22 protein-coding genes are annotated in these 26,258 nt (G+C 38.5%); 13 read left to right on the top strand and 9 right to left on the bottom strand.

Annotated elements, in window-relative coordinates; genetic code table 11:
- Positions 1-10: 10 nt before the first annotated feature.
- The 8 genes from pgl to lolC form a co-directional block, all read right to left on the bottom strand.
- On the bottom strand, positions 11-733 hold the full coding sequence (gene pgl, locus GNP81_RS15735) for a 6-phosphogluconolactonase (protein WP_155674380.1): 723 nt from the start codon (positions 731-733) through the stop codon (positions 11-13).
- Positions 730-2,232: a glucose-6-phosphate dehydrogenase gene (gene zwf / locus GNP81_RS15730; RefSeq protein WP_155674381.1), complete on the bottom strand. Its 1,503-nt coding sequence runs from the start codon at positions 2,230-2,232 to the stop codon at positions 730-732. The genes pgl and zwf overlap by 4 nt, the downstream gene beginning before the upstream one ends.
- A gap of 137 nt (positions 2,233-2,369) precedes the next feature.
- Complete coding sequence (locus tag GNP81_RS15725) at positions 2,370-3,416, bottom strand: HlyD family secretion protein (protein WP_155674382.1); 1,047 nt, start codon at positions 3,414-3,416, stop codon at positions 2,370-2,372.
- Positions 3,417-3,421: 5 nt separating this feature from the next.
- Positions 3,422-4,735 (bottom strand): glycosyltransferase family 2 protein, encoded by a 1,314-nt coding sequence (locus GNP81_RS15720; protein ID WP_155674383.1) that lies wholly within the window; start codon positions 4,733-4,735, stop codon positions 3,422-3,424.
- Positions 4,735-6,084 (bottom strand): TackOD1 domain-containing metal-binding protein, encoded by a 1,350-nt coding sequence (locus tag GNP81_RS15715; RefSeq protein WP_155674384.1) that lies wholly within the window; start codon positions 6,082-6,084, stop codon positions 4,735-4,737. The genes GNP81_RS15720 and GNP81_RS15715 overlap by 1 nt, the downstream gene beginning before the upstream one ends.
- A gap of 166 nt (positions 6,085-6,250) precedes the next feature.
- Positions 6,251-7,495 carry a lipoprotein-releasing ABC transporter permease subunit LolE gene (gene lolE / locus GNP81_RS15710; RefSeq protein ID WP_155672731.1) on the bottom strand — a complete coding sequence of 415 codons (1,245 nt, stop codon included), beginning with the start codon at positions 7,493-7,495 and terminating at the stop codon, positions 6,251-6,253.
- Positions 7,495-8,211 carry a lipoprotein-releasing ABC transporter ATP-binding protein LolD gene (gene lolD, locus GNP81_RS15705; protein WP_155674385.1) on the bottom strand — a complete coding sequence of 239 codons (717 nt, stop codon included), beginning with the start codon at positions 8,209-8,211 and terminating at the stop codon, positions 7,495-7,497. The genes lolE and lolD overlap by 1 nt, the downstream gene beginning before the upstream one ends.
- Positions 8,204-9,412: a lipoprotein-releasing ABC transporter permease subunit LolC gene (lolC, locus tag GNP81_RS15700; RefSeq protein WP_155672729.1), complete on the bottom strand. Its 1,209-nt coding sequence runs from the start codon at positions 9,410-9,412 to the stop codon at positions 8,204-8,206. Before lolC ends, lolD begins: the two co-directional genes overlap by 8 nt.
- A 167-nt stretch (positions 9,413-9,579) precedes the next feature.
- Here lolC and GNP81_RS15695 point away from each other — a divergent pair, with 167 nt between their 5' ends.
- The 5 genes from GNP81_RS15695 (at position 9,580) to GNP81_RS15675 (ending at position 15,846) form a co-directional block, all read left to right on the top strand.
- Positions 9,580-10,149 (top strand): hypothetical protein, encoded by a 570-nt coding sequence (locus GNP81_RS15695; protein ID WP_012535462.1) that lies wholly within the window; start codon positions 9,580-9,582, stop codon positions 10,147-10,149.
- Between the two features lie 15 nt (positions 10,150-10,164).
- A complete protein-coding gene (mfd, locus tag GNP81_RS15690; RefSeq protein ID WP_155674386.1) occupies positions 10,165-13,620 on the top strand; it encodes a transcription-repair coupling factor in 3,456 nt (1,151 codons plus the stop codon).
- 89 nt (positions 13,621-13,709) lie between these two features.
- On the top strand, positions 13,710-14,600 hold the full coding sequence (locus GNP81_RS15685; protein WP_155657948.1) for a peptidoglycan binding protein CsiV: 891 nt from the start codon (positions 13,710-13,712) through the stop codon (positions 14,598-14,600).
- A gap of 118 nt (positions 14,601-14,718) precedes the next feature.
- A complete protein-coding gene (locus GNP81_RS15680; protein ID WP_196587412.1) occupies positions 14,719-15,342 on the top strand; it encodes a thiol:disulfide interchange protein DsbA/DsbL in 624 nt (207 codons plus the stop codon).
- 24 nt (positions 15,343-15,366) lie between these two features.
- A complete protein-coding gene (locus GNP81_RS15675) occupies positions 15,367-15,846 on the top strand; it encodes a BamJ family beta-barrel-assembly machinery protein (protein ID WP_336495493.1) in 480 nt (159 codons plus the stop codon).
- A 60-nt stretch (positions 15,847-15,906) separates the two neighbouring features.
- Here the strand turns inward: GNP81_RS15675 and GNP81_RS15670 are convergent, their stop codons facing one another.
- Complete coding sequence (locus GNP81_RS15670) at positions 15,907-16,527, bottom strand: class I SAM-dependent methyltransferase (protein ID WP_196587413.1); 621 nt, start codon at positions 16,525-16,527, stop codon at positions 15,907-15,909.
- 160 nt (positions 16,528-16,687) lie between these two features.
- On the opposite strand from GNP81_RS15670, the gene hutC reads away from it, so the two are divergent.
- From hutC to GNP81_RS15630, 8 genes are all read left to right on the top strand, one after another.
- Positions 16,688-17,389: a histidine utilization repressor gene (gene hutC / locus GNP81_RS15665; RefSeq protein ID WP_155674388.1), complete on the top strand. Its 702-nt coding sequence runs from the start codon at positions 16,688-16,690 to the stop codon at positions 17,387-17,389.
- 183 nt (positions 17,390-17,572) lie between these two features.
- Positions 17,573-18,799, top strand: coding sequence for an imidazolonepropionase (gene hutI / locus GNP81_RS15660; RefSeq protein WP_155674389.1), 1,227 nt, complete (start codon positions 17,573-17,575; stop codon positions 18,797-18,799).
- Entirely contained in the window at positions 18,789-19,826 is a 1,038-nt protein-coding gene (hutG, locus tag GNP81_RS15655) for a formimidoylglutamase (RefSeq protein ID WP_196587414.1), read from the top strand. Before hutI ends, hutG begins: the two co-directional genes overlap by 11 nt.
- An 18-nt stretch (positions 19,827-19,844) precedes the next feature.
- Positions 19,845-21,539: a urocanate hydratase gene (gene hutU, locus GNP81_RS15650; protein WP_155674391.1), complete on the top strand. Its 1,695-nt coding sequence runs from the start codon at positions 19,845-19,847 to the stop codon at positions 21,537-21,539.
- 41 nt (positions 21,540-21,580) lie between these two features.
- Positions 21,581-23,113, top strand: coding sequence for a histidine ammonia-lyase (hutH, locus tag GNP81_RS15645; RefSeq protein WP_155674392.1), 1,533 nt, complete (start codon positions 21,581-21,583; stop codon positions 23,111-23,113).
- A gap of 110 nt (positions 23,114-23,223) precedes the next feature.
- The gene (locus tag GNP81_RS15640; protein ID WP_054775833.1) at positions 23,224-23,469 is read left to right on the top strand and encodes a DUF2164 domain-containing protein; all 246 of its coding nucleotides are present in this window, start codon (positions 23,224-23,226) and stop codon (positions 23,467-23,469) included.
- Positions 23,470-23,652: 183 nt separating this feature from the next.
- On the top strand, positions 23,653-25,281 hold the full coding sequence (locus GNP81_RS15635) for a methyl-accepting chemotaxis protein (RefSeq protein ID WP_155674393.1): 1,629 nt from the start codon (positions 23,653-23,655) through the stop codon (positions 25,279-25,281).
- A 218-nt stretch (positions 25,282-25,499) separates the two neighbouring features.
- A partial coding sequence (locus GNP81_RS15630) for a HAMP domain-containing protein (RefSeq protein WP_155675067.1) occupies positions 25,500-26,258 on the top strand: 759 nt, incomplete at its 3' end.

The raw sequence follows: 26,258 nt of genomic DNA, 5'->3' as shown, positions 1-26,258 counted from the left end.
GCTCAAACTTCTATTTATTAATAATGCGAGCCGCTGCATCTATATCTAAAAACCATTCAGTTTCACCCAAGGTTGAGTGAATTTTTGCTGCCGGATATGGCAATTCATTTGCTGGTTTAGTATGAATTTCTTGAACAATTTCAGCTTTACCACTACCTAACACTAGATAGCTAATACGTTTAGCTGTTTCTAATACTTTTGCTGTCTTCGATACTCTTTGTTGTCCTGACTCTGGGTGAGTCGCAATAACCGCTAAGTTTGTATCGTTATAATCTGTCTTATTAGGAAATAATGATGCAGTATGACCATCTGCTCCTACGCCTAATAAAATCCAATCAAAAACTGGGATCCCATTTTCTAACGGAATGAATTTTCTCATTTCATTAGAGAAACGATTCACTTCTTCTAGAGGTTCATTTTCCCCTTCAATGCGGTGAATATTTTCTAACGGAATATCGATACGAGAGAACAATAACTCATTGGCTTCTCCGTAATTACTCTCGGGATCAGTAGGAGAAACACAACGCTCATCCCCCCACCAAAAATGCAAATTATTCCATTGAATATTTTTAGCGTAAGCCTCTGATGCTAAAAGTGAAAAAAGCATCTTTGGTGTACTACCACCAGATAATGAAATGTGAACAGGTTTTCCTTGTTCACCCAATTGCTTTAGCTCATCAGCTAGCGTTTTTACTACATCTTGTGGTGTGTCAAATATTTTATGGTTAATCATAATTCACAGTAATCCGTATCTGTTAAGTTCTTACAAGGAAAACGCCACTTTCTATTATCACGTTCCAATAATTGATCGGCTTCTTTTGGTCCCCAAGTGCCACATGCATAGCCAAATAAGGCTTGTGGATCTTGTTTAAAATCGAGTATCGGTTGAACAAACTTCCAACATGCATTTACTGCATCACTTCGTGCAAATAATGTAGCATCACCATTTAACGCATCTAATAGCAAACGTTCATAGGCTGTCAGCATTTGTGTCTCTGCCAGTGATTGATAATGGAAGTCCATTGATACATCTTTCACATTAAAGCCTGAACCGGGCTCTTTCAAGCCGAAACGCATTTGAATGCCTTCGTCAGGTTGAATGCGAATCACTAATTTATTTTCAGGAGCATTTTCTGCAAACGCAGGATGTGGTGTCTTTTTAAAATGCACAACAACTTCTGTCACACGAGTTGGAAGACGCTTACCCGTACGGACATAAAATGGCACCCCATTCCATCGCCAGTTATTGATAAACATTTTCAAACCGACATAAGTTTCAGTGCGAGAGTCATCCGAAACACCCTGTTCATCACGGTAGCTCGGTAAAAACTGTCCTCTTACTTCCGATTCCGTATATTGACCTAATACAAGATTATTACGTAGATCTTGCTCTGTCAGTGGTTGAAGACTTTGTAGTACTTTAGCAATCTCATCACGCATCGAATCCGCATTAATTGCTGATGGAGATTCCATCCCAACCATTGCTAACACTTGTAGCAAATGATTTTGGAACATATCGCGCATTGCACCAGAGCCATCATAGTAACCACCACGTTCTTCTACTCCAAGAAACTCAGAGCCTGTGATCTCAACATAATCAATAAAATTGCGGTTCCACAGAGGTTCAAACATCACATTTGAAAAACGCAGTACTAATAAATTTTGAACCGTTTCTTTACCAAGATAATGGTCAATACGATATATCTGATGCTCTTCAAAATACTGATGAATTTGTTTACCAAGTTCTAATGCTGACGCCAAATCATAACCAAATGGTTTTTCGATGATTAAACGTTTCCAGCCATTAGATTCATCATTTAATCCATGAGCAGCTAAGCATGATGGGATCACGCCATAAAGACTTGGCGGTGTTGCTAAGTAAAAAAGTGTATTTTGTTGTTCTAATTGGTATTTATCAGCAAGTTGATCTAATTTACACACCAACTTTGAATATTCATCAACGTCTGATGTGTTCAGTGCTTGGTAATGCAAATGATGACAAAACGCATCTAAAATTTCAGGATCCGTTTTCTCTAATTCTCTTAATGATTGTTTCATTTTTTCTCTATATGACTCGTCATCATATTGAGTTCGGCTTACACCTAAAATGGAAAACGTAGAAGGAAGTTGGTTACTGGCATACAAATGATATAAAGCCGGGATCAACTTTCGATAAGTAAGATCGCCCGAAGCGCCAAAAATTACGATGGTATTGTTGTCCGAAATTGTCATTATTTTTTTATCCGATACACAGCAAAGTATCTCTGTATGATAAGAACAACTTCTCTTTATTACTAATCAGTTTTAGTTATTGTATTGATAGGTAAAAACTAATGTTGTTCATTAATTACACTAACTTAAGGAAAAAACTAAAAATACACCTCTACGGGCATACCTTCTACCCACTCTTTTTCTAATAAGCCACCTAAAAACGTAATTTTAACCTTAAGTAAAGCTTTAGCTCCTTCAAAAGGTTTTGCTAGCTGAATAGGAAGTTTTGACGTTAGACCAATAGCAGATGACACTCTCGCCTCTATTTTTTTACCATTAGGAAGTTTAACCGTTACCAATGCACCTAGTTTTGCTTTTTCAATGTGCTTAGGGTCTAAATAACTAATAACATAAGGAGCAACATCTGGTGATACTGTGATCAGAGGATCACCAATGCTAATTTGTTGTCCTTTTAATGCATTAATATCAATCACCAACCCCATATATGGTGCTTTAATTGACAATGCGTCAAGTTGATTTTTTTTCGTTGTTAATGCTTGGTTTAATTCACGAGTAACTTGAGCAACACCTCCAGCTAGTAAGCGTTGCTTTTGTGCAATTTCAGCTTGATTCAATGCAATATAAGCGTTAGTGAGGTTATTTTGTGCAGTGTTATAAATACCAACAATTGCGGCGTAATCCACTTGTGAGACTTTTCCCTCTTTTGCATATTGGTCATAATTAACTTTGATTTTCGTTATCTTTTTTAAATTCAGCTTTGCTGCCCCAATAGCACTAATATATGGACCAAAATCTTCTGTAATTTTTTGCGTTTGTTCTTGGTTTAATTGCTCTAATTCATTTTCTATAAATTCAATTTCTTGCTCTAAAATGGGCGCATCCAACTCCATTAGCAATTGATCTTCAAGAACAAACTCACTGTCTTTCACATCAATTAATTTTACTGATCCATTTTGAGATGCTGTGATGATCACAGGCCCTGTGGTAATTATTCCAGGAGCTACGGTAAATAAATGTTGTTTTGCAAAGGTGTAAATCATAAAGAATATGGGACTAAGAATAATAGCTAGTATCAGATACCATCTAAAACGATACGCACCACGTTTCTCCATTCCATACATCACTTTCATACCGTTATTCGAGGTCGGTTTATTCTTTTTTTCTAAATGAAATTTAACATCCATAATCGTTAAAACCTCTTACCACGTTTGAGTACCCACCATGGAGCCATGCTAGATTCCTCATGACTTCGTCTAACAATTTCATTTATCATCGCAAATGCAGTAACAAACCGCATAAACAATGCATAGAAAGGATATATCAATAACCATAAAAGCATTTCACGGTCTTCTTGGATTCGTTCGGAAATCAAGCTGAGATAGATAAGAAAAGTAGTAGCAATAAATACTAAATAAATGACATATAAACAGCTTAACACTGCGAGAACCACAGATGTTGGATAAAATATAAATATATAAAAATTAAACAGTGTCATTAATACAGGCAATAATACCGCTTGTAAAACACCATAAACTAAGGTGTAACCAAAACTTCCCCATCCATACAATTTTGGGCGTAATCCATGTTTATGTTTTCGTAAATACACAAACAGAAGATCGCCATCCCAACGTAATCTTTGGCTCATTAAACCTTTAAATGTATCAGGGACATCGGTATGCCCAATAGCTCTAGGAGAAAAGTTAAGTCGAGTTCCTGGATATCGTTTTTTGTACTGCTTTAAACGAATCGTTAAATCAAGATCTTCTGCTGTATGTGTATTCCAGCCACCAACTTGTTTCAATACCGAACGCCTAAAACCACCAAATGCTCCAGAAATATTATTCAATAAACCCCATGTTGCCATCCCTGTTTTACTGCTCTGCATCGACATCATATATTCGAGTGACTGCATTTTTGTCCAGAAACTGCTCTCTCGATTTCTTACCCTTAACGCTCCTCCACAAGCAATAACATTGGGATTAGCAAATGTTCGTGCCATTTTAAGCGCCATGTTGTTATCAAAAGAGGTATCTCCATCCACATTGATAACCAATTCATGTTTTGCTTCTGATAGCCCAGCATTAAGAGTCGATACACGTCCACCACGTTGCCATTTAGGAAGAATTTTAATGGTTTTATTCGGAATATTTTTGTATTTTTTAATCAAAGAAATGGCTGTTCTATACGTCTCTTTATTCTCTTTTGCACCATCAATTACAACTAAGATTTCAATGTGGTTTGGATAGATTTGCTCAACCAAAGTAACAATGGTTTTTTCTATCTCTTTACCTTCTGCGTAGCAAGTAACAATAAAACTGATTGATGGATGTGCATGTTTTCTTACTTCATTCGCTCCCCATGACCAATGTAAAATGCCAATAAAAATGAGCAATAAAAGAGGAACTTCAACAAGCAATAATATAGGCAAGAAAGTTAACATTAACTCCCAATATGTCGTCAATGTACCGGTTATTAAATAAAGAATATATTGAAATTCAGCCATCATATATCCTTAAGCAAATCAGCTAACCATACTGAAGCACTATTATTCAATGAAGGATCAGGCAATTCCCAGATGTACAAATGAAGAGTCACCAGTTCAGACTCAATATCACTGGCAATATTAGCGATTTTATCTTCAATAATTTTATGTGAGCTTCTTGGTGTCATTGGCATAAGAAGTAACATCAGCTCTGAGTTGTATTGACAGCAAATGTCTGTATCTCTCAGTAACCCATTAAAATGAGATGATATTTCATCGATTAACTGTATCCGCTTTATCTCACCAAACTCTTTTGAGTAGCTATCAATTCCAGATAATTGAACCCCTAATAATAAATGGTGCTGTTCATGCCTTATTGCTAACTTATTTATCCATACCAACAAATTATGAAATGAATTTTGGTCAATTAATCCGTTAAGCGAGAGCGCTTGCTCTATCGGTCGACGACCATACATCATAAGGCCTTTAACCTGCTCACCGACTTTAAATTGATTAATTGGCCTTGCTATTAACTCACTGGTTTCGTTCATATGGAAACAAGAAAGACATCGAACTCTCACTACCGATTCAGAAAATGATAATTGGCAATCTCGACATTGATAACGCTCTAACGGTCTATCATAATCAACACCAATATGACGTAATTTAGTAAAACAATTTGGGCACTGAAGTTTATCTTGTTTAACAAATCGTTGCTCTTTGCCCACATGACCACAAGTGAAACAATGCAGTGATAATATTTCTTCGATGTTTGTACTCTTACAGTCAGGACAAGTCTCGATGTAATTTAAATGTCCGCTATGACAAGATGAACATAATCTTATTTTATCTACGGTATTAAGCTTTTCTAAATACCCTCTTTTTTCCTCTAATTGAAAATAATGATAAGGTTCATAGCCCTCACCAAAATAACAATGTAATAATGGATAATAATAAAGTTCTCTTTTCTCACTTTGACACAAAGGTAATAACCTGCGATCCAATCCAAGCCATAACCACGCAAGTAATTTATCGCTAGGTTCTTCTTTTATTAAAGATAATTTACTTTGGTGCTGCTTCCATTGTTCTGTAATTTTTAAAGGGTCAAAAATGCCATCAGAGAGGTATTCAGTCAATGTACTCTCTTGTAAAACATAGACTTGGCTATTCCAGAGAGGAAAATCTTGATGTAAAGAGAGTAATGCTTGATTCTGTTTTTTAGGTTCTAAAGCTAAAATTATTACTGCTGGGGAATCTAATGTTAATTCATCTAAATTATTAACATATATAAAATCAAGGTCCTGACAATTAATTGGAATATCATTTCCAATAACATACATTGAAATACGATTATTATCATGTATATCCATATCTAACCTCTATCAATATGAATTAACTAAATTCTATAATGCAGTTCCTTATTGCTTATATACCTAGTTTAAATATCCTATAAGTATAGTTAGGAATTTTTAAATCACATAAAAAAAGCCCTCAGAATATATCTAAGGGCTTTTTGCTAATACTAAAACTGTATATTTATTTTGAACTCAATACAGCTGCGGGTTGTAATCGACTCGCTCTACGAGCAGGATACCAAGTAGCAATACTACTTAATAAGATCGCAGTACAAGTGACAATCGCCACGTCACTCCACACCAATTGCGACGGCAGAAAATCAACAAAATAGATATCACCAGATAAAAACTGATGACCAATAAGAGATTCAAGCGCTTTAATCATTGGGGTTAAATTCAATGCGACAACCGATCCTAAAACAGAACCAGCAATGCTCCCTGTCACGCCAGAGAAAATCCCCTGACACACAAATATACGTTTAATAAGGCCATCATTAGCCCCCATAGTACGAAGAATAGCAATATCACCAGAACGATCTTTCACCGCCATCATTAGAGTAGATACGATATTAAAACACGCCACGCCAATAACAAGCACCATTACCAAGTACATGATAGAACGTACTAATTGAATATCTCGATACAGATAACCATATTTTTGAATCCAACTGCGTAAATATACGTATTCACTTAATGTACCTCCCACTTCACGCACAATATCTTGAGCATTAAGTACACTACTCACTTGCAATGACACACCAGTGACACTGTCACCTAAATTAATGTATTGCTGTGCATCTTTCAGAGGAACAATCGCCAAGCCATGATCAACTTGACCACCAAGAGAAAGTAAACCAACCACTTGTAAACGCTGACGCTTTGGAGAACGCAATTGTCTATCCGCATTCTCATCAGGGATCATCGCTGTTATCCAATCCCCAACTTTTACATTAAGCGTGTCCGCCACCCCTTTACCTAAAATCACACTTTGTTTATTGGCTTCAAACGCATTCCAAGCCGTTTTATCAATATACTCAGGTAATTTAGATACTGAATTTTCAAGTAAAGGTTCAACACCTCTTACTTCTACTGCTTTTAATTTACTGCCTCTTTCTAATAAAGCAGTAAAACGTACATAAGGCGCCGCCCCAGTAACTTTTGGGTGTTTTTTAGCTTGGATCATCATAGATTGCCAATCAGTCACCGGTTTTTTTACACCTTCAAGCTCTGCATGTGGAATAACTGACAAAACACGATTTTGCAACTCACGCTCAAAGCCATTCATAGCAGATAAGCCAATGATAATGACAGCTACACCAATCGCGATACCTAAAGTCGATGAAATCGAAATAAAGGACACCATTTTGTTTCGTTGCTTCGCCCGTGCAAAACGACTACCGATAAAAAGAGAAAGCGGTGAAAACATTACGCCTCCATCTCTTGAGCTAAATTTGAACGTACGGTTTCTGTAATAAAGCGACCATCTTGCATACTTAGTTGCTTATCCAATTTTGCGGCTAATTCATTATCGTGAGTGACAACTAAAAACGCCGTGCCTGACTCTTGGTTAAGCTCGCGCATTAAATTATAAATATCTAATGCCGTTTTATGATCTAAGTTACCTGTTGGCTCATCCGCTAATACTAGAGCGGGTTTATTCACCAAGGCTCTAGCAATCGCAACACGCTGACGCTCACCACCAGACAACTCTGACGGACGGTGTTCAATGCGGTGGGCTAACCCTACTTTCTCTAGTAATTCAGTGGCACGCTTCGTTGCTTCTTTCTTATTTACACCACCGATTAACAACGGCATTGCTACGTTTTCTAACGCACTAAAATCAGCTAATAGATGATGAAATTGATACACAAAACCAATGTGTTGATTACGAATTTTCGCTTGTTTATTTGCACTCAACTTAGTCAGTTCGTTCTCTTGGAAATGTACTGTACCTGCCGTTGGTTCATCCAGTGCACCTAATATATGCAACAATGTACTTTTACCAGAGCCTGATGACCCAACAATCGCCACTAGCTCACTTTCATTAATCTGAAAGTCCACGCCTTTAAGCACTTCAGTTTCCATTGTGCCTTCTTGGTAAATCTTACGAATACCCTGACAAACTAATAATGGATTACTCATATCTTAATGCCTCTGCTGGTTGTACGACTGCCGCTCGATAAGATGGGAATACGGTCGCTAATAAACTTAATAAAATTGCTAGGATAATGACTACACAGACCTGTAATGGTTCAACCTCTGCTGGTAATGAGCCACCTACGGTAAATAATGACAATCCTAAAGTAGAAAGAATAACGTTAATATTGCTAGCGAAAAGAGCTCCTAGCGTACCGCCAACAATCGCTCCAATAACACCACTGCTTGCACCTTGAACCATAAAGATCGCCAACACCTGATTGCTCGTCATGCCTTGAGTTTTTAAAATAGCAACTTCCGCTTGTTTCTCCATAACAACCATAATCAACGCTGAGATAATATTAAACGCAGCGATAGCGACGATTAACCCTAGCATCAATCCCATCATGTTTTTTTCCATTTTTACTGCTTGGAATAATTCACCACGTTGATCACGCCAATCACTCCATGTCATGTCGTGCTCTAATGGCATTTTCGCTAATTCAGTCACTTGAAATGGGTCTTCAAAAAACAAACGCCAACCCGTTATGTTGCCTTTTTTCAGCTTCATTAAACGAGCGGTATCTTGAATATTGGCAACCATTAACTGGCCATCAACATCAGAACCGGTATTAAATACCCCAACAACTTTGAAATTACGTTGACTAGGAATACGTCCTAACGGTGTATATTGACTCGCATTAGTCACCATAATACGAACCGTATCACCATAACGAACGCTTAATTCTCGCGCTAATTTTGAACCTAAGAAAATGCCGTATTCTCCCGCGGCCAATTGGCGAACGTTTCCTGAAATTAATTCATAAGCGATAGGATCGTATTCATTCGGATCAATACCAACCAACATTCCCGCACTTAATCCACGAGCACTTTGAATGATGGCTTCACCACGTACAACGGGGGTAACTTGAGTCACATGAGGCAAACTTGCTGCATACTCACGCTCTTCATCTAATGGCGTAATTTGATTATCTGTACTAGAGATAACCGCTTGCGGTAACACACCCAAAATACGGTCTTTTAATTGACCTTCAAAACCATTCATCACAGACAATACTGTCACCAAAGAAAGCACGCCTATGGTGATACCGGCTGTGGACATATAAGAGATAAAGCGACTAAATCTATCGCCAGAACGACCTCTTAAATACCGTAATCCTATAAATACTGATACTGGATGAAACATAAATTCTCTCAATCGCGCATATACAAGCTATAATCCTATAGTCTATCACGTAAAATACTGGTATTTATTCCTTTTTTACACTTCTTCCTCTCATTCAAAAAGATTAAACACTTGCTGATACTCAGTGAGTTCGCCATAATTAATGAATAATAAATAGAGGGACGCTTATGTCGCACGATGAATATTTTTCGGTTCACTATGATTTAACCATCAATGTAGAGCCACTTGCTGTTGATACTTCACTACCAAACATGGAAACGTTTGAGCGAGAAATCCCCGCTCCATTTCGTGTTGCTCAAGAATGCAGCGCCTTAGACGATGTGTCTGAAAGCGAATTGTCTTTTTTAAAACAAGATGATGGAAAGCGTCTAGCTAACTATTTAAATAATCAAAATCAAAAACTTAACCTACTTCTTTCTTACTTGTTAATTCAACAAGATGACGCTGATTATCGCCATAAAACGTTAAGCTTTGGTGCAAGTAAGTTTACTTACCAAACAGACTCTGCATTAACTATCGGTCAAAAAGCCAAAGTTAAGTTGTTTTTAGAACACCCGCCTTCAGCTATCTATTGCTACGCTACGGTGACGCAGTGCACTGAAACTGACAACGGTTTTAACATCGAAATGGCTTATGAATTGCTCCGTGATATCGATCAAGACTTATTGATCAAAGCGGCACTTTTCCAGCAACAGAAAATATTAAAACTTCGCGCACAAGAAAGAAACTTAACTTAATAATTGAATATCCTGATGCCTATTAAAAATTTACTGTCTCTCTCGTTACCAACCAAAGCGAATGATACTCGCTCTGTTGGTAATCTTACTGGTTCTTCTCTTGCTCTCGCGATTGCTGAGATCGAGCAGCAGCATCAAGGACCTATCATCATTGCTGTTACTGAGCCTCAATTGGCATTTCGTCTGCAAAATGAAATTAACCAGTTTTCTCAAAATGCAGTAGATGTTTTTCCTGATTGGGAAACCTTGCCTTACGACAGTTTTTCGCCGCATCAGGATATCATTTCAGATCGTCTATCGCGTCTGTACCATCTTCCACAACAGAAGAATGGGACTCTGATCGTTCCAGTAAGTACATTACTGCAACGTCAGTCTCCCCAATCATTTCTACACAAACATGCGTTAGTGGTTAATGTTGGTGATCGTCTATCATTCGACAAATTAAAGCTGCAATTAGAAAAGTCTGGATACCTGCATGTCGATCAAGTAATGAGTCATGGTGAATATGCAAGCCGTGGTTCCATTATTGATCTTTTCCCTATGGGTAATGGTCACCCATTTAGAATCGACTTTTTTGATGATGAAATTGATTCAATTCGTCAATTTGATCCTGAAAATCAACGTACAATTGAAGAAGTTAAATCGATCAACCTATTGCCTGCTCATGAATTTCCAACTGATGATGAAGCAATAGAAGATTTTCGTATTCGTTGGCGTCAACGCTTTGATGCGCGACGTGAACCAGAATCGGTATATCAACAAATCAGTAAAGGTGCATGGCCTGCTGGTGTCGAATATTGGCAACCATTGTTTTTTGATGAAACAGAAACCTTGTTTGATTACCTACCAGACAACACATTATTGGTTACTATTGGTGACATTGAAAAGGCTGCAGACGATTTCTTAGCCGATGCAGAGTATCGATACGAGCAGCGTCGAGTTGACCCACTTCGCCCTCTTCTTCCTGTTAATGAACTTTGGCTAAATACCGCTGATATGTTTGCTTTATTTAAACACTATCCGCGCGTAAAACTGTCTAAAGAACCAGAGAAAGAAAAAGCAGGTCGTTTTAATCCTGATCTGCTTGAGCTACCTGAAATTGCAATTCAGCATCAAAATAAAGAACCGTTTGCTCAATTTCGTCAATTTTACGAGAAATTCAGCGGACAGGTTATCTTCTCTGTTGAATCAGAAGGTCGCCGTGAAGCGTTATTGGAACTGTTAGCTCGCATTAAACTAAAGCCTGCTATTTGTGAAACCATGAAAGAAGCCATGTCGCATAAAAACAAAGCGACCTTGGTTATCGGCTCTGCCGAGCGTGGTTTTATTCTTCAAGATCCATGCGTAGCTTTCATCTGTGAAAGTGATTTATTGGGTGAGCGTGTCATACAGCGCCGCCGTCGTGGTGATAAGCAATCTGCTAGCAGCGACACCATTATTCGCAACCTTGCTGAGCTAAAAATTGGACAACCAGTTGTTCACTTAGACCACGGTATTGGTCGTTACATGGGACTTCAAACCTTAGATGTTGGTGACATGCCAGCAGAATACATGATGCTTGAGTACCAAGACCAAGCAAAATTGTACGTTCCTGTTTCTTCATTAAACCTCATCAGCCGCTATTCAGCCGGTGCTGATGAAACTGCCCCTATTCATAAATTAGGTGGTGAAGCGTGGACCAAAGCTCGTCGTAAAGCCGCAGAAAAAGTACGTGATGTTGCCGCTGAACTGTTGGATGTATACGCAAAACGCGCCATTAAACCGGGTTTTGCCTTCAAACAAGATCGCGAAGCCTATGCTGATTTTAAAGCTAGCTTCCCATTTGAAGAAACCCACGATCAAGACATAGCAATTAATGCGGTGTTATCTGATATGTGCCAAGCCAAAGCCATGGATCGCCTTGTGTGTGGTGATGTTGGTTTTGGTAAAACAGAAGTTGCCATGCGTGCTGCTTTCTTAGCAACGCACAATGAAAAACAAGTTGCCGTATTAGTTCCGACAACCTTACTTGCTCAGCAACACTTTGAAAACTTCCGAGATCGTTTTGCAAACTTCCCTATTCGTGTTGAAGTGCTTTCTCGCTTTAAATCGGCCAAAGAGCAAAAAGAAATCCTAGCTGCAACCGCCGAAGGTAAAGTGGATATTCTGATCGGCACGCACAAATTACTGCAAGATAGCATCAAATTTGATGATTTAGGCCTACTTATTGTTGATGAAGAACACCGCTTTGGTGTGCGTCAAAAAGAAAAAGTAAAAGCCATGCGTGCCGACGTTGATATTTTAACGCTAACAGCAACACCGATCCCACGTACATTGAATATGGCAATGAGTGGCATGCGTGATCTCTCTATCATTGCTACACCACCAGCTCGACGCTTAGCTATCAAAACGTTTGTTCGTGAAAAAGCAGATGATGTGATTAAAGAAGCCATCCTGCGTGAAATTAAGCGTGGTGGCCAAGTTTATGTACTGCACAACAACGTTGATACGATTCAAAATGCAGCAGAAGAGATTGAAAAACTGATCCCAGAAGCTCGTGTTACTTTGGCTCATGGTCAGATGCGTGAGCGCGAGCTAGAAAAAATCATGGGGGATTTTTACCACCAACGCTTTAACGTACTTGTTTGTACCACCATTATTGAAACCGGTATTGATGTACCCACAGCCAACACCATTATTATGGATAGAGCTGACAAGCTCGGTTTAGCACAACTACACCAATTACGAGGCCGTGTTGGTCGTTCGCATCACCAAGCGTACGCGTATTTATTAACACCGCATCCTAAAGCGTTAAGCAAAGATGCAAGAAAGCGTTTAGACGCAATTGCTTCACTTGAAGATCTAGGTGCTGGCTTTACCTTAGCAACACACGATTTAGAAATTCGTGGTGCAGGTGAATTGTTGGGTGATGGTCAAAGTGGTCAAATTCAATCCGTTGGCTTTACGCTTTATATGGAAATGTTAGAGCAAGCCGTTGAAGCATTAAAAGAAGGTAAAGAGCCCTCTTTAGATGATCTACTACGTGAACAAACCGAAGTTGAACTACGTTTGCCATCGTTAATTCCAGAAGATTACATACCAGATGTTAATACTCGCCTATCTCTATACAAACGTATTGCAAGTGTATCGAGCAACGGTGAATTAGATGAACTGAAAGTAGAAATCATTGACCGATTCGGCACTCTACCAGAAGCAACGCAAACATTATTAATCAGCTCTGAAGTAAAAATGTTAGCCGCTTCATTAAAAGTGAAGAAATTAGAAGCACATGGTAATGGTGGTTACATTGAATTTGAACCTACTGCTGACATAAACCCTATGTTCCTTGTGTCATTATTACAGAAAGATCCTACGGGTTTTGCTCTAGATGGCCCAACCAAAGTCAAATTTATAAAAGACTTAACAGAGAGACAAACACGAATTAAATACGTAATGGACTTGCTCAAACTGTTCAACGAAAATAGAATCTAGTTATTAGGTTTAAATTATAAGAAAAACCAAATTTATAGCTTCACTTATGGATGATTGAAGCTTTAGAGCCCTTTTTCACCGGAGTATGAATGAAAAAAATAATTTACGCGTTGATTTTACTAGCAAGTTGGCCTTCTTTTGCTCGCCAATTTGATATTGAAGTTATTATTTTTAAACGCAACGTAGAACCATCATCTTATCAAGAGGCTTGGCCTGATGTTTTAGATCCAATTAATTTGGATCGTGCTTTCTCATATCGTGACAAAGCCATGATGAGCAAAAATGGGGCTTTTTTAATTTCGCAATACAAGCTAAATGACGTTTATCAAAAACTTCAGAATCATGCTGGTTTTAAACCATTAGTGCATGTGGCTTGGCGTCAAGGCGATTCTGGCTCTTCTCGCTCTCCTATTTTCCATATTCAAGCAGGTCAAGATTTCTCAGATCGTTTTGTTGCGGATGGCCGAACCATTGCTGATGCTAAAGCAGACTTATCTTTAGTGCCTTTAGATGCTCCGGCACCGACACCAGCGCTTGTTGAAGGTGATGAAAATCTAGCACCAGAAACACCAACGGTTCAATCTGGTCCAATTCTAGAGCTTGATGGAACAATGCAAGTTTACGTACAACATTATTTATACGTAAAAACGGAGCTAGATCTTAAAGTTCCAGGTAAGCATGAATTTATTGTAAATACGCCTGAAGAAAAAGAAGCGGTAGTTGAAGAATCAACAGATGTTGTTGTAAATGAAGAAAACAACGAAGAAGCCGTTGAAGTTACTGCAGCAGAATTAGAACCAGCTCAACCAATGAATGAAAACATTCAACTTGGTCACCTTGAAGATGTAACTCCAGATACAGAGATTAAAGAATTTCTTAAATCTTACCGCATGAAAGAGAAGCGTCAGATGCGTAGTGGCGAAACTCACTACATCGACCACCCTCTTATGGGAATGATCATTCAAGTGCGTAAAGTCTAATTATATAAAATCTTTACACATATTTACCAAAATAGGACAACATTTGTTGTCCTATTTCATTTCTACTTGTCCCATTTCATGCTATTTTCATTCGAAATCATAAACTATGAGAATTCTTATGAAATCCTTTATCAAACCACTGTTACTAATCCTTTCTTCTGCTCTTTTCTTAACAGCGTGTAGCGACAATAACGATCCAAAAGAAGGCGTACAATACGAAGTTCTATCAACATCATTAGAAAATGATGGCATGGCTCCTGTTACTGAAGTATTTGCCCTATCTTGTGGTCATTGCCGTAATATGGAAAACTTCTTACCAGTGATCAGCCAAGAAGCTGGAACTGACATTGGTAAAATGCACATTACTTTTAACCAATCAGCACACATCGCATCAATGTTTTACTATGCAGCTGAAATGCAAGTAGATGGCACACCCGATCATGCATTCATGGAAGATTTATTCGCAGCAACACAGATGGGCGAAGGTACAACATTAACAGAACAGCAAGAAGCGTATTCTAAAGCCTTCACTTCGCGTGGCCTAGTAAGCCCTTACGATTTCAATGAAGAGCAACGCGATATTCTGATCAAAAAAGTAGATAACGCGAAAATGTTATCTGAAAAATCAGGTATCAGCTCTGTACCAACATTTGTTGTTAACGGAAAATACAACGTATTAATCGGTGGTCATGATGATCCTAAGAAAATCGCTGATACAATCCGTTACCTATTAGAAAAATAATTGATTTAAATATAAGGAAATAATGTGTCTAAAATCATTATCACACTAGCAGTAATCGTATTGGGTTATATGCTATTTCAACACTTTGTGAATAATCCAAAAGCAGCGAAAGCAAATATTGAGCTTGGTAATGCTTTTCTTGCTGAAAACGCAACAAAAGAAGGTGTTCAAACTACGGCTTCAGGCCTTCAATATCTTGTTCTTGAAGAAGGGACAGGTACTGAGCACCCTACAGCAAAAAGCAAAGTGAAAGTACATTACCATGGTACAACTATCGACGGAAAAGTGTTTGATAGCTCTGTTGAGCGTGGCGAGCCAATTGAATTCGGTTTAAATCAAGTGATCAAAGGTTGGACTGAAGGTGTTCAATTAATGGTTGTGGGTCAAAAGATGCGTTTCTTTATCCCTAGTGATTTAGCTTACGGTAACCGCTCAGCAGGCTCTATCCAACCGGGTTCAGTGCTTATTTTCGATGTTGAGTTACTTGATTTTAAATCAACTTAAAAAGATACCAACAAAATGGCTAATCACTCGATTAGCCATTTTTGTATTCGTTATTTCTGCTCACTGACTGCAATGGGAGTGACGCATTACGATTGTAAAATCTTCATCTGCATAATCGGTTATTAATTCACTGTCTGGACAAAAGCTTAAACAGTATTTCAACACCTGCTGTGGGTCATGCGCTTCTAATAAACTCGACGATTTAAAGTATTCACTATTCAATAAGTTAAAAATAACGGCCTCTTCCGCTCTCTCATACATATCTTTAATCACTTTTGCATGATAAGTTTTATTTCTAGCTCGATAATTTAAAGAGCCACTTGCAACAACGATATCGGCTTTTGGCAATGTCGTCGCAGAAAAATCCGCTTTAATAAACTCACAATTTGTATGATGCTTAAATAATAATTTCGCCTGCTTGATAAAACTGCTCTGTTGATCAACACCGGTATAGCTCTTAATACAACAACTCATATCTAAAAATGTTTTAAAATCACCGTAACCACAGCCCAAATCCAACACCGTTTTTTGCTCAAAGTTGATTACTTGCGTCATCGTTTTAAAACGCAAAAATTGCGATTCAGTAGAGCTCCATCCTAAACTTCTCGCATGATCACCTGAAAACTGCTTTTGTCTTTCATCATGAAAAAGACGAATCGTTAATCTGTCTAATAAATGCATTGATAATGCTCTAATCATTTTGAATTGGTTTCAGGCACAGTTTACTCTGTGTATGAAATGATTTCATCTAACTTACTCTGATCTAATAAATGACAATTTAACTTGAAAGTTACTCAAAAAGTTGCTTTTATTTGTATAGTCAATTTAAAAGTAGAACACTATGAGCCAACCTCGTTACTTACTGATAAAGCAATATCTGAACGAAAAAATTCAAACAAGAACTTGGCCTATTGGCTATAAAATACCAACAGAAATAGATCTTGCTAATGAATTCTCTGTCAGTCGTATGACAGCAAACAAAGCCATTAAAGAGCTTGTAAATGAAGGCTTATTAGAGCGAACACCACGCTTAGGCACCTTTGTTTGCCATAAAAAAGCTGAATCACCTCTGATGGAAATTCGTAATATAGCAACAGAAGTACACCAACGTGGCCACCATTACAGTAGTAAAGTAATTAAAAAAGAAGAAGTAATAGCTAAAGATGATATTGCTTTAAAGATTGGGGTTCGTAATGATACTTCGATTTATTTTACTCAAATTGTTCATTACGAAAATGATGTCCCCATTCAATTAGAAGACCGATGGGTTAATCCGTTATTTGTAAAAGATTATCTAAAACAAGATTTTACAACTCAAACGCCGAATGAATATTTGGTTCAGATTTGCCCTTTAAGTGATATAGAACATTCTGTAGAGGCAATCATTCCAAATGAGCACGTCTCCGAACTTTTGCATATGGACAATAAAACCCCCTGTCTATTACTGAACCGCCGGACTTGGAGTGAAGACAAATTAGTTAGCATTGCACTTCTATACCACCCCGGTGACAGATATAAACTGACGTCTCGCAGTAAAGTTTAATTTTCTAAGCTCGTGCTTCATCGATTCTCCTCCTCACAATTCTAAAAGTGCAATGGTCAATAATTGCACTTTTGATCACAACTCCATTACATCCCATCTTGTCTTTTCATAAAAAACAGACTATTTATTTGTATATACATATAGTTTTTTATCAAGACAACCAGATAAAAATGGACATGACGTATGGACAAAGTTTTTATTAATTTACATCTTGTTTCTATGGTGGATAAACAGCAGACGGGTTCTGATGGCTACCAAGTGCTGAAAGATGCCATGATAGGAGTAAGAAACGGGAAAGTTGAATATGTTGGTGAACCCTGTCCGTCTATTTTACATGGCCACCCTGATATTATTGATTGTGCGCACGCATTAGTTACTCCCGGCTTTATTGACTGTCATACACACCTTATTTTTGCAGGAAACCGTGCAAATGAATTCGAGCAACGTTTACAAGGTGTACCTTATGAAGAGATAGCAAAACAAGGTGGCGGAATTTTATCGACCGTACAAGCAACACGTAAAACAAGTGAGGATGAGCTTTATCACCTAGCGATTCACCGCCTAGAAGGACTTAAGCGTGACGGTGTAACAACCATTGAGATCAAATCTGGCTATGGCCTAACTCTTGATGATGAAATAAAAATGCTTAAGGTAGCGAAACGTATATCTGAGTTACCTGACATGAAAGTATCCTCTACACTTCTTGCTGCACATGCTGTTCCTCCAGAATACAAAAACCGTTCGGATGAATATATAGACTTAATTTGCGACACCATCATTCCTCAAGTGGTTAAATTGAACCTTGCCAATCATGTTGATGTTTTTTGCGAAGGCATTGGGTTTTCACCCAAACAATGTGAACGTGTTTTTCGTGCGACACTCAAACATGGATTAAGAATTAAGGGACATACAGAGCAGCTCTCCAATCTTGGAGGAAGTGCACTAGCCGCCTCTATGGGGGCAGACTCTGTCGATCACATCGAATACCTTGATGAAAATGGTGTTAAAGCATTAGCAAAGAATAATACCGTAGCAACTCTACTTCCCGGAGCCTTCTATTATCTAAACGAAAGCAAACTCCCCCCAATTCCTTTATTAAGGCAATATAAGGTACCAATGGCTATTGCGACGGATTTTAACCCCGGAACCTCTCCTATTGCGTCATTGCGAACAATAATGAACATGGCCTGTACCTTATTTAAATTAACGCCAGAAGAGTCATTACGTGGCGTCACTTGTCATGCAGCTCAAGCACTTGGGTTACAACATTTCAGAGGGAAAATAGCGGTTGGTATGGAGGCTGATTTTGCCATTTGGCAGTTGGATTCACCAGCTGAACTTTCCTATCGATTAGGGGTACCTGACCTAATAGCGAGGGTGGTCGATGGAGAGATCTTTCATGAAAAATAATACATCGAGCCACATGACAAACTGGATCGGAAGAGTAGATCATGAAGATGGTGAACTTGGTTTACGATGGCATCAAAAAGTAAAAGGGGCAAACAGTACAAATCAAGATGGCATAATGCTATTAGGCTTTGCCTGTGATGAAGGCGTTATTCGTAATAAAGGACGTAAGGGAGCTTATGCCGCTCCTCAGGTCATTCGTCGTGCATTAGCTAATTTAGCTTGGCACCATCAAAGCGATGTTTATGATGGAGGTGATATCCAGTGTAATGATGGCGACCTTGAATTAGCTCAAAAGCAACTCGGGATCAAAATAAAATCAGCCTTAACCAATAGGCATCAAGTTATTGTTCTCGGAGGTGGTCATGAAGTAGCATGGGGATCATTTCAAGGCATTGCTCGATATTTACAAAACAGAGCTGTTTTAACATCACCTATTACTCCACCATGTATTGGTATCATTAATTTCGATGCACATTTTGATTTGAGGAACTTACCTCAATCACCATCAACTTCAGCGTCTCAATCAAGTAAACAATACGGCAACTCTGGAACACCATTCCACCAAATATCAGAATTTTGTCATGTTCAACATTGGCCTTTCCACTATGCATGTTTAGGTCTAAATAAAGGCAGTAACACTCAAGCTCTTTACCACAAAGCGAAACAGTTAGATGTGCTTTATTTCGATGATATTGAAATGAATCTCTCAAATTTACCTCAAATTAAACAAGCCCTTTCCGAATTCATTGAACAAAACGATTTTCTTTATCTCACTATCGATATCGACGTATTTCCAGCATCATGCGCACCGGGTGTTAGCGCTCCTGCAGTGCGTGGTGTTTCATTAGAGATTATAGAATCACTGTTACCCGATATTTTAAAAGCTAAAAACCAACACGGCGAATCCAAATTACTACTGGCGGATCTCGCTGAGTTTAATCCTACCTTTGATATTGATAATCAAACGGCACGTTTAGTTGCTCGGCTCGTTTGGACCATCGCTCACGGCATGAAATCAAATATGTAATAGCAAGGAGAAGCAATAATGACACAAACATCATCTAACCCTAGACTGGATGAATCTCGTACTATCATTGCACCGACAGGAGTCGAGTTAACGGCTAAATCATGGTTAACAGAAGCCCCACTTCGAATGCTAATGAATAATTTACACCCTGACGTTGCAGAGCACCCCCACGCTTTGGTGGTATATGGGGGGATTGGCCGTGCTGCACGAAACTGGCAATGCTACGATAAAATCATCGAAGTATTAACTCGTCTAGAAGATGATGAAACCTTAATGGTGCAATCAGGAAAACCCGTCGGAGTTTTTAAAACTCATGCTAATGCACCACGAGTATTAATTGCGAACTCAAATTTAGTTCCACATTGGGCTAACTGGGCGCATTTTAATGAACTCGATAAACAAGGTTTAATGATGTACGGTCAAATGACGGCTGGCAGTTGGATCTACATTGGGTCACAAGGTATTGTTCAAGGAACTTACGAAACTTTTGTTGCAATGGCAAAGCAGCATTTTAATGGTGATACACAAGGTCGCTGGATCCTAACTGGTGGTCTTGGCGGTATGGGAGGTGCTCAACCTCTTGCTGCAACCATGGCTGGCTTCTCAATGCTAGCGGTTGAGTGTGATGAATCTCGTATCGATTACCGTCTCCGTACAGGCTATGTAGACCGTAAAGCAACAACACTCAGTGAAGCCCTCTCTATCATTGAAGAAGCAAAACGTTCTGGCTCTCCTATTTCTGTTGGTTTATTAGGTAATGCTGCTGATGTCTATGCTGAAATTGTAAAACGTGGAATTGTTCCTGACATTACCACTGACCAAACATCTGCCCATGACCCTCTTAATGGTTATTTACCTCAGGGATGGTCAATGGATCACGCAGCAAAAATGCGCTTAAAAGATGAAATCAATGTAGTGAATGCAGCAAAACAATCAATGGCAGTTCAAGTAGAGGCAATGCTATCTCTTCAAAAATCAGGCTCAGCAACGGTAGATTATGGCAACAATATTCGACAAATGGCTTTTGAAGAAGGCATCACTAATGCCTTTGATTTCCCTGGATTCGTCCCAGCTTATATTCGTCCTCTATTTTGTGAAGGTATAGGACCATTTCGCTGGGCAGCTCTATCTGGTGATCCTGAAGATATTTACAAAACCGACCAAAAAGTAAAAGAACTGATCCCTGATAATCCACACCTTCACAATTGGTTAGACATGGCACGTGAACGCATTCAATTTCAAGGATTACCTGCACGTATCTGCTGGGTTGGACTAAAAGATCGTGCTCGTCTCGGTAAAGCATTCAATGAGATGGTAAAAAATGGAGAGTTAAAAGCTCCTATCGTCATTGGTCGTGATCATCTTGATTCAGGCTCTGTCGCCAGTCCAAACCGTGAAACCGAAGACATGATGGATGGTTCTGATGCTGTTTCCGATTGGCCATTATTAAACGCCCTGCTCAATACTGCCTCTGGAGCAACGTGGGTATCCTTACACCATGGTGGAGGCGTAGGCATGGGTTTCTCACAACATTCAGGTATGGTCATCGTATGTGATGGCACTGACGAAGCTACTGAACGTGTCAGTCGAGTATTACATAATGACCCGGCAACGGGCGTAATGCGACATGCTGATGCAGGTTATGATATAGCGATCAATTGTGCAAAAGAGCAAAATCTAGATTTACCTATGTTATCTGTACCTAACAAATAAATTAATACTAATAAAAATAAAATTATAATGAGAAGAAAATTATGTATTCATTAGACATTACTCCAGGTAAGTTATCCCTGAAACAGTTACGTGAAGTTAGCCGTCACCCTACAAAATTATCGTTAGATCCTAACGCTCTGCCAGATATGCTCATCAGTGCAAATGTTGTTGCTCAAGTAATTAAAGAAGATAAAACCGTTTACGGTATTAATACAGGGTTTGGTTTACTCGCTAATACACGTATTGCTGAAAAAGATTTAGAAACACTACAGCGAAGTATCGTGCTTTCTCATGCAGCTGGTATTGGTGAGTTTATGGAGGATGCGACTGTTCGCTTGATGATGGTACTCAAAATAAATAGTCTTGCTAGAGGTTATTCAGGTATTCGCCCTTTAGTTATTGACGCTTTAGTACAATTAGTCAATTCAGAAGTCTATCCGTGCATACCCAAAAAAGGGTCTGTTGGTGCTTCTGGGGATCTTGCCCCATTAGCTCACATGAGTACCGTTCTATTAGGAGAAGGTGAGGCTCGCTATCGAGGTGAAGTAATCACAGGAAAAACAGCATTAGAAATAGCTGGATTAATTCCAATAACACTGGCACCAAAAGAAGGACTAGCCCTACTTAATGGCACCCAAGCCTCTACTGCATTTGCACTTGAAGGTTTATTTGCGGCTGAAGACCTTTACGCTTCAGCCACTGTCTGTGGTGCCATGTCTGTAGAAGCCGCTCTTGGTAGTCGTAAACCATTTGATCCACGAATTCATCGTGTACGTGGTCATCGCAGCCAAATGGATGCCGCACTTGCTTATCGACACCTTTTAGGTCAAAGCAGTGACATAGGCCTGTCTCACCAATGTTGTGAACGAGTACAAGACCCCTATTCACTTCGATGCCAACCACAGGTAATGGGAGCTTGTTTACAGCAGATCCGAAACTCTGCTGATATATTAGAGATTGAAGCCAATTCAGTCTCTGACAATCCACTTGTCTTTGCGGATGATGGCGACATTATTTCTGGTGGTAATTTTCATGCAGAGCCCGTCGCCATGGCCGCAGATAATCTTGCTTTAGCCATTTCAGAAATAGGCAGTTTATCAGAGCGTAGAATGGCGCTTTTAATTGACAATGGATTAAGCAAATTACCTCCATTTTTGGTGGATAATGGTGGTGTAAACTCTGGCTTTATGATTGCACAAGTAACCGCTGCAGCATTAGCTAGTGAAAACAAGACGCTAGCACACCCCGCCTCAATTGATAGTTTACCAACTTCAGCAAACCAAGAAGATCATGTCTCTATGGCGACATTTGCAGGACGTCGATTAGGCGATATGGCAGAAAACACACGTGGTATTTTGGCCGTTGAACTATTAGCCGCAGCTCAAGGTCTCGATTTTAGAGCGCCAAACAAAAGCTCAAATAGAATAGAAAAAGCAAAAGAACTGCTACGTGAACGTGTTGATTTTTATGATAAAGATCGTTACTTCGCACCAGATATCGAAAAAGCCAACTCGTTATTAAAAGAAGCCGTATATAATCATTTAATGCCCGATACCTTACTTCCTAGTATATAAAAACTCATACCCTTGGAGGTAATACTATCTCTAAGGGTATTCTTTCCCAATTTGAGTCTTCATTTTTTATCAGTACAATATCAATACATTCAATAAATCAAGGAAGTACAATGCCAACGATTGATATTCCTAAGAACAAACGTGACGAATTAATCCAACAATTTCAGCGCTATTTTGAACAAGAACTTGATCATGAATTAGGCCAATTTGATGGGGAGTTCTTATTAGATTTCATTATTAAGCAAACAGGACCTGTCTTTTATAATCAGGGATTAGCCGATGCTCAAGCTATTATTGAACGTAAAACTCAAGATATTGCTGATGAAATATATGAAATTGAAATGGCGGAAAACTAAATAAATGTAAATAAAGTACTCTTATTTAAACAGCAGGTTAACCAGTAAAAGCTAATCTAAAGACAAAAAAAACCATAAATTGTTACATTTACCATCGACAAAAGTGTGACAAAAGTCTAAAATTCGAGAAAATGCAAAATAAATGTAAATTTACAACCATTTTCTCAAATTTAAGAGGCTTTAATGCAATTTTCATTAAAAAATACGTCTATACGTATTCAAGTTTTACTACCCGTTGTACTCACCGCACTTGCGTTGTTCATTTCGTTAGGTTTCACTGCCTCTACACTTGAAAAAGAACAAGATATTATTGCTAACAATACTGATTCTTTCGTCTTCTATAAAGACCAACTTGCAAAAGTTGATGACGAAGTTTACCCCCTACGTATCAGCGCTGTTTATGCCATTTATGATACGGATCGTCGTGCAAACTTCACGAATGAATTACGAAATAAAGTAGATGACATCAATGTATTGCTGGATGAACTAGAAGCAAGAAAAACATTCGCTAAAGAAGTTAATCTAGTTCGTACTAATATCAATAACTACGTTCAGTTTTCCCATAAGGTTATTGAATATCTAAATAAAAAAGAAAGTGGTCAGGCCGTTTCTCAAAGTTACGATGCGCTTATCTCGCAATACCGTAATATTGGTAATAGCATGGTTTCTTCTATCAATGCTCTTTCTCAACGTGTAAATGAGTTTTCTGATATTGCAATGAAAGAAAGCTATGAGAAAAACACTCAAGTGAAAACCACAGCAGGTCTAACTATTTTAGCTGTCTTTATTATGTCGATGATCACTGCATGGTGGCTTTCAGGCTTAATTGTTAATCCAATTCAACAAATTCAATTAATTATCCGTCGCTTAGCTGAAGGTGACTTAACAGTACGAGCTAATGCCGATGGTGATAATGAGATTGCAACATTGAGCAAAGACATCAATACCACAGCATCTCAACTACAAACTACAGTAGAAGCATTGTCACGCATCAGTGAAGATGTTGCAGCAGCATCAACAGAACTAGCGGCAGTGATGACTGAAGCGGAAAACAACTCACAGCAAGAACTAAGCGAAATCGAACAAGTCGCTTCTGCTGTTAATGAACTATCAAGTACAGCTAATAACGTGAGCGATAATGCATTAGCGGCAGATAAAACAGCACGTGAAACAAATGAATTGGCTCATAATGGACTAGATATCTTTACTCAAAGTAACAAAGCAAGTGAAGAAATGGGGTCAGCACTAACAGATGCGGCAGTGGTTGTTAATCGCTTAAAAGAACAATCTGAACAGATCAACAATGTCGTTGAAGTTATTCGCGGCGTATCTGATCAAACTAACCTACTCGCTTTAAATGCGGCAATTGAAGCTGCTCGTGCTGGTGAGTCTGGTCGTGGTTTTGCGGTTGTTGCTGATGAAGTTCGTATGCTTGCAGCTCGCACGCAAGATTCAACTCAAGAAATTCAAACGATTATTGAATCACTTCAAGAGCAATCTACACTTGCGAATGCAAGCATGGAATCGAGCTTAGATAAACTGGAATTAAATAAAGAGCTTACAGCAAAAGCTAGTGATGCCCTACTTCAAATTACCAATTCGATAGCATCCATCAATGATATGAATACGCAAGTGGCAACGGCTGCTGAAGAGCAATCTCAAGTAACTCAAGATATTAACCGCAACGTGGTAAATATGTCTGAATTAGTCAATCAAAATGTTACGGGCATCAGCCAAAGCGCAAGTGCAAGTAATGAACTATCAAAGCTAGCAGAACAACAAAAAGAACAGTTATCATTCTTTAAGTTATAATGTAAGCATCCATGATGAATTAAAGCAGCAAGGTTAACCTCTTGCTGCTTTTTTGTATCTATAGAAAATGAATTTGCATTCAATTAATCTAGATCAATTAAAAATACACATTTAGTTACAATTTCAATCGACAAGAATGTGACAAAGGTCTATATTTCGAGAAAATTCTAACAATGAGACATATCTAACGATATTTTTTCGAATTACAGAGGCTGAAAATGCAATTTTCACTTAAAAATACGTCTATTCGCGTCCAAGTTTTACTGCCTGTTTTATTTACAGCGTTAGCCCTATTCTTTTCTCTTTGGTATACATCAGTAAGCCTAGATAAAGAACAAGATATTTTAAACAACAACACGACTTCATTTATTTTTTATAAAGATCAATTAGCAAAAATTGATGACCATATGTATCCAATGCGTATCAGTGCTGTTTATGCTATCTATGATCACGAGCGTAGAATCGAATTCTTAAAGAATTTAAGCCAAAATGAGAAGATCCTAAACGAACTTCTTGTTGAAATCTCTGCCCATAAAACATTCAGCTCTGACGCTGCAATAGTTAAAAAAGCTGTTCATGATTATTTAGATTTCTCTAAAAAGATCCTTAACTTTCAAGAGCAAAAAGAACAAGGCATTACAACAAGCGATAATTATAATTCACTAATTGCTCAATACAGCAAATTAGGGAATATCATGGCAGAGTCAATTAATACGCTATCTGCAAAAATTAATGATACCTCTACCAATGAAATAAACAAAAGCACAGAAAGAAACACACAAGTTCAACATAATGCAATTATCACTGTTCTTATTGTTTTTGTTATTTCATTAGTAACATCTTGGTGGTTATCAGGCTTGATCGTTCACCCTATCCAAAAACTTCAATTAGTTATCCGTAAACTAGCAGAAGGCAACTTAACGGTTCGTACTGATATTGATGGCGAAAACGAAATTGCTCAATTAAGCCAAGACATC

The sequence above is a fragment of the Aliivibrio fischeri genome (assembly GCF_009727955.1).
Classification (GTDB): Bacteria; Pseudomonadota; Gammaproteobacteria; order Enterobacterales; family Vibrionaceae; genus Aliivibrio; species Aliivibrio fischeri_A.
This window is presented reverse-complemented; position numbering and strand designations above follow the sequence as displayed.

What these genes read in the sequence shown, in the direction of transcription:
- pgl (WP_155674380.1), bottom strand. Translation starts at nt 733, where the DNA reads ATGATTAACCATAAAATATTTGACACACCACAAGATGTAGTAAAAACG.
- zwf (WP_155674381.1), bottom strand. Translation starts at nt 2,232, where the DNA reads ATGACAATTTCGGACAACAATACCATCGTAATTTTTGGCGCTTCGGGC.
- GNP81_RS15725 (WP_155674382.1), bottom strand. Translation starts at nt 3,416, where the DNA reads ATGGATGTTAAATTTCATTTAGAAAAAAAGAATAAACCGACCTCGAAT.
- GNP81_RS15720 (WP_155674383.1), bottom strand. Translation starts at nt 4,735, where the DNA reads ATGGCTGAATTTCAATATATTCTTTATTTAATAACCGGTACATTGACG.
- GNP81_RS15715 (WP_155674384.1), bottom strand. Translation starts at nt 6,084, where the DNA reads ATGGATATACATGATAATAATCGTATTTCAATGTATGTTATTGGAAAT.
- lolE (WP_155672731.1), bottom strand. Translation starts at nt 7,495, where the DNA reads ATGTTTTCACCGCTTTCTCTTTTTATCGGTAGTCGTTTTGCACGGGCG.
- lolD (WP_155674385.1), bottom strand. Translation starts at nt 8,211, where the DNA reads ATGAGTAATCCATTATTAGTTTGTCAGGGTATTCGTAAGATTTACCAA.
- lolC (WP_155672729.1), bottom strand. Translation starts at nt 9,412, where the DNA reads ATGTTTCATCCAGTATCAGTATTTATAGGATTACGGTATTTAAGAGGT.
- GNP81_RS15695 (WP_012535462.1), top strand. Translation starts at nt 9,580, where the DNA reads ATGTCGCACGATGAATATTTTTCGGTTCACTATGATTTAACCATCAAT.
- mfd (WP_155674386.1), top strand. Translation starts at nt 10,165, where the DNA reads ATGCCTATTAAAAATTTACTGTCTCTCTCGTTACCAACCAAAGCGAAT.
- GNP81_RS15685 (WP_155657948.1), top strand. Translation starts at nt 13,710, where the DNA reads ATGAAAAAAATAATTTACGCGTTGATTTTACTAGCAAGTTGGCCTTCT.
- GNP81_RS15680 (WP_196587412.1), top strand. Translation starts at nt 14,719, where the DNA reads ATGAAATCCTTTATCAAACCACTGTTACTAATCCTTTCTTCTGCTCTT.
- GNP81_RS15670 (WP_196587413.1), bottom strand. Translation starts at nt 16,527, where the DNA reads ATGCATTTATTAGACAGATTAACGATTCGTCTTTTTCATGATGAAAGA.
- hutC (WP_155674388.1), top strand. Translation starts at nt 16,688, where the DNA reads ATGAGCCAACCTCGTTACTTACTGATAAAGCAATATCTGAACGAAAAA.
- hutI (WP_155674389.1), top strand. Translation starts at nt 17,573, where the DNA reads ATGGACAAAGTTTTTATTAATTTACATCTTGTTTCTATGGTGGATAAA.
- hutG (WP_196587414.1), top strand. Translation starts at nt 18,789, where the DNA reads ATGAAAAATAATACATCGAGCCACATGACAAACTGGATCGGAAGAGTA.
- hutU (WP_155674391.1), top strand. Translation starts at nt 19,845, where the DNA reads ATGACACAAACATCATCTAACCCTAGACTGGATGAATCTCGTACTATC.
- hutH (WP_155674392.1), top strand. Translation starts at nt 21,581, where the DNA reads ATGTATTCATTAGACATTACTCCAGGTAAGTTATCCCTGAAACAGTTA.
- GNP81_RS15640 (WP_054775833.1), top strand. Translation starts at nt 23,224, where the DNA reads ATGCCAACGATTGATATTCCTAAGAACAAACGTGACGAATTAATCCAA.
- GNP81_RS15635 (WP_155674393.1), top strand. Translation starts at nt 23,653, where the DNA reads ATGCAATTTTCATTAAAAAATACGTCTATACGTATTCAAGTTTTACTA.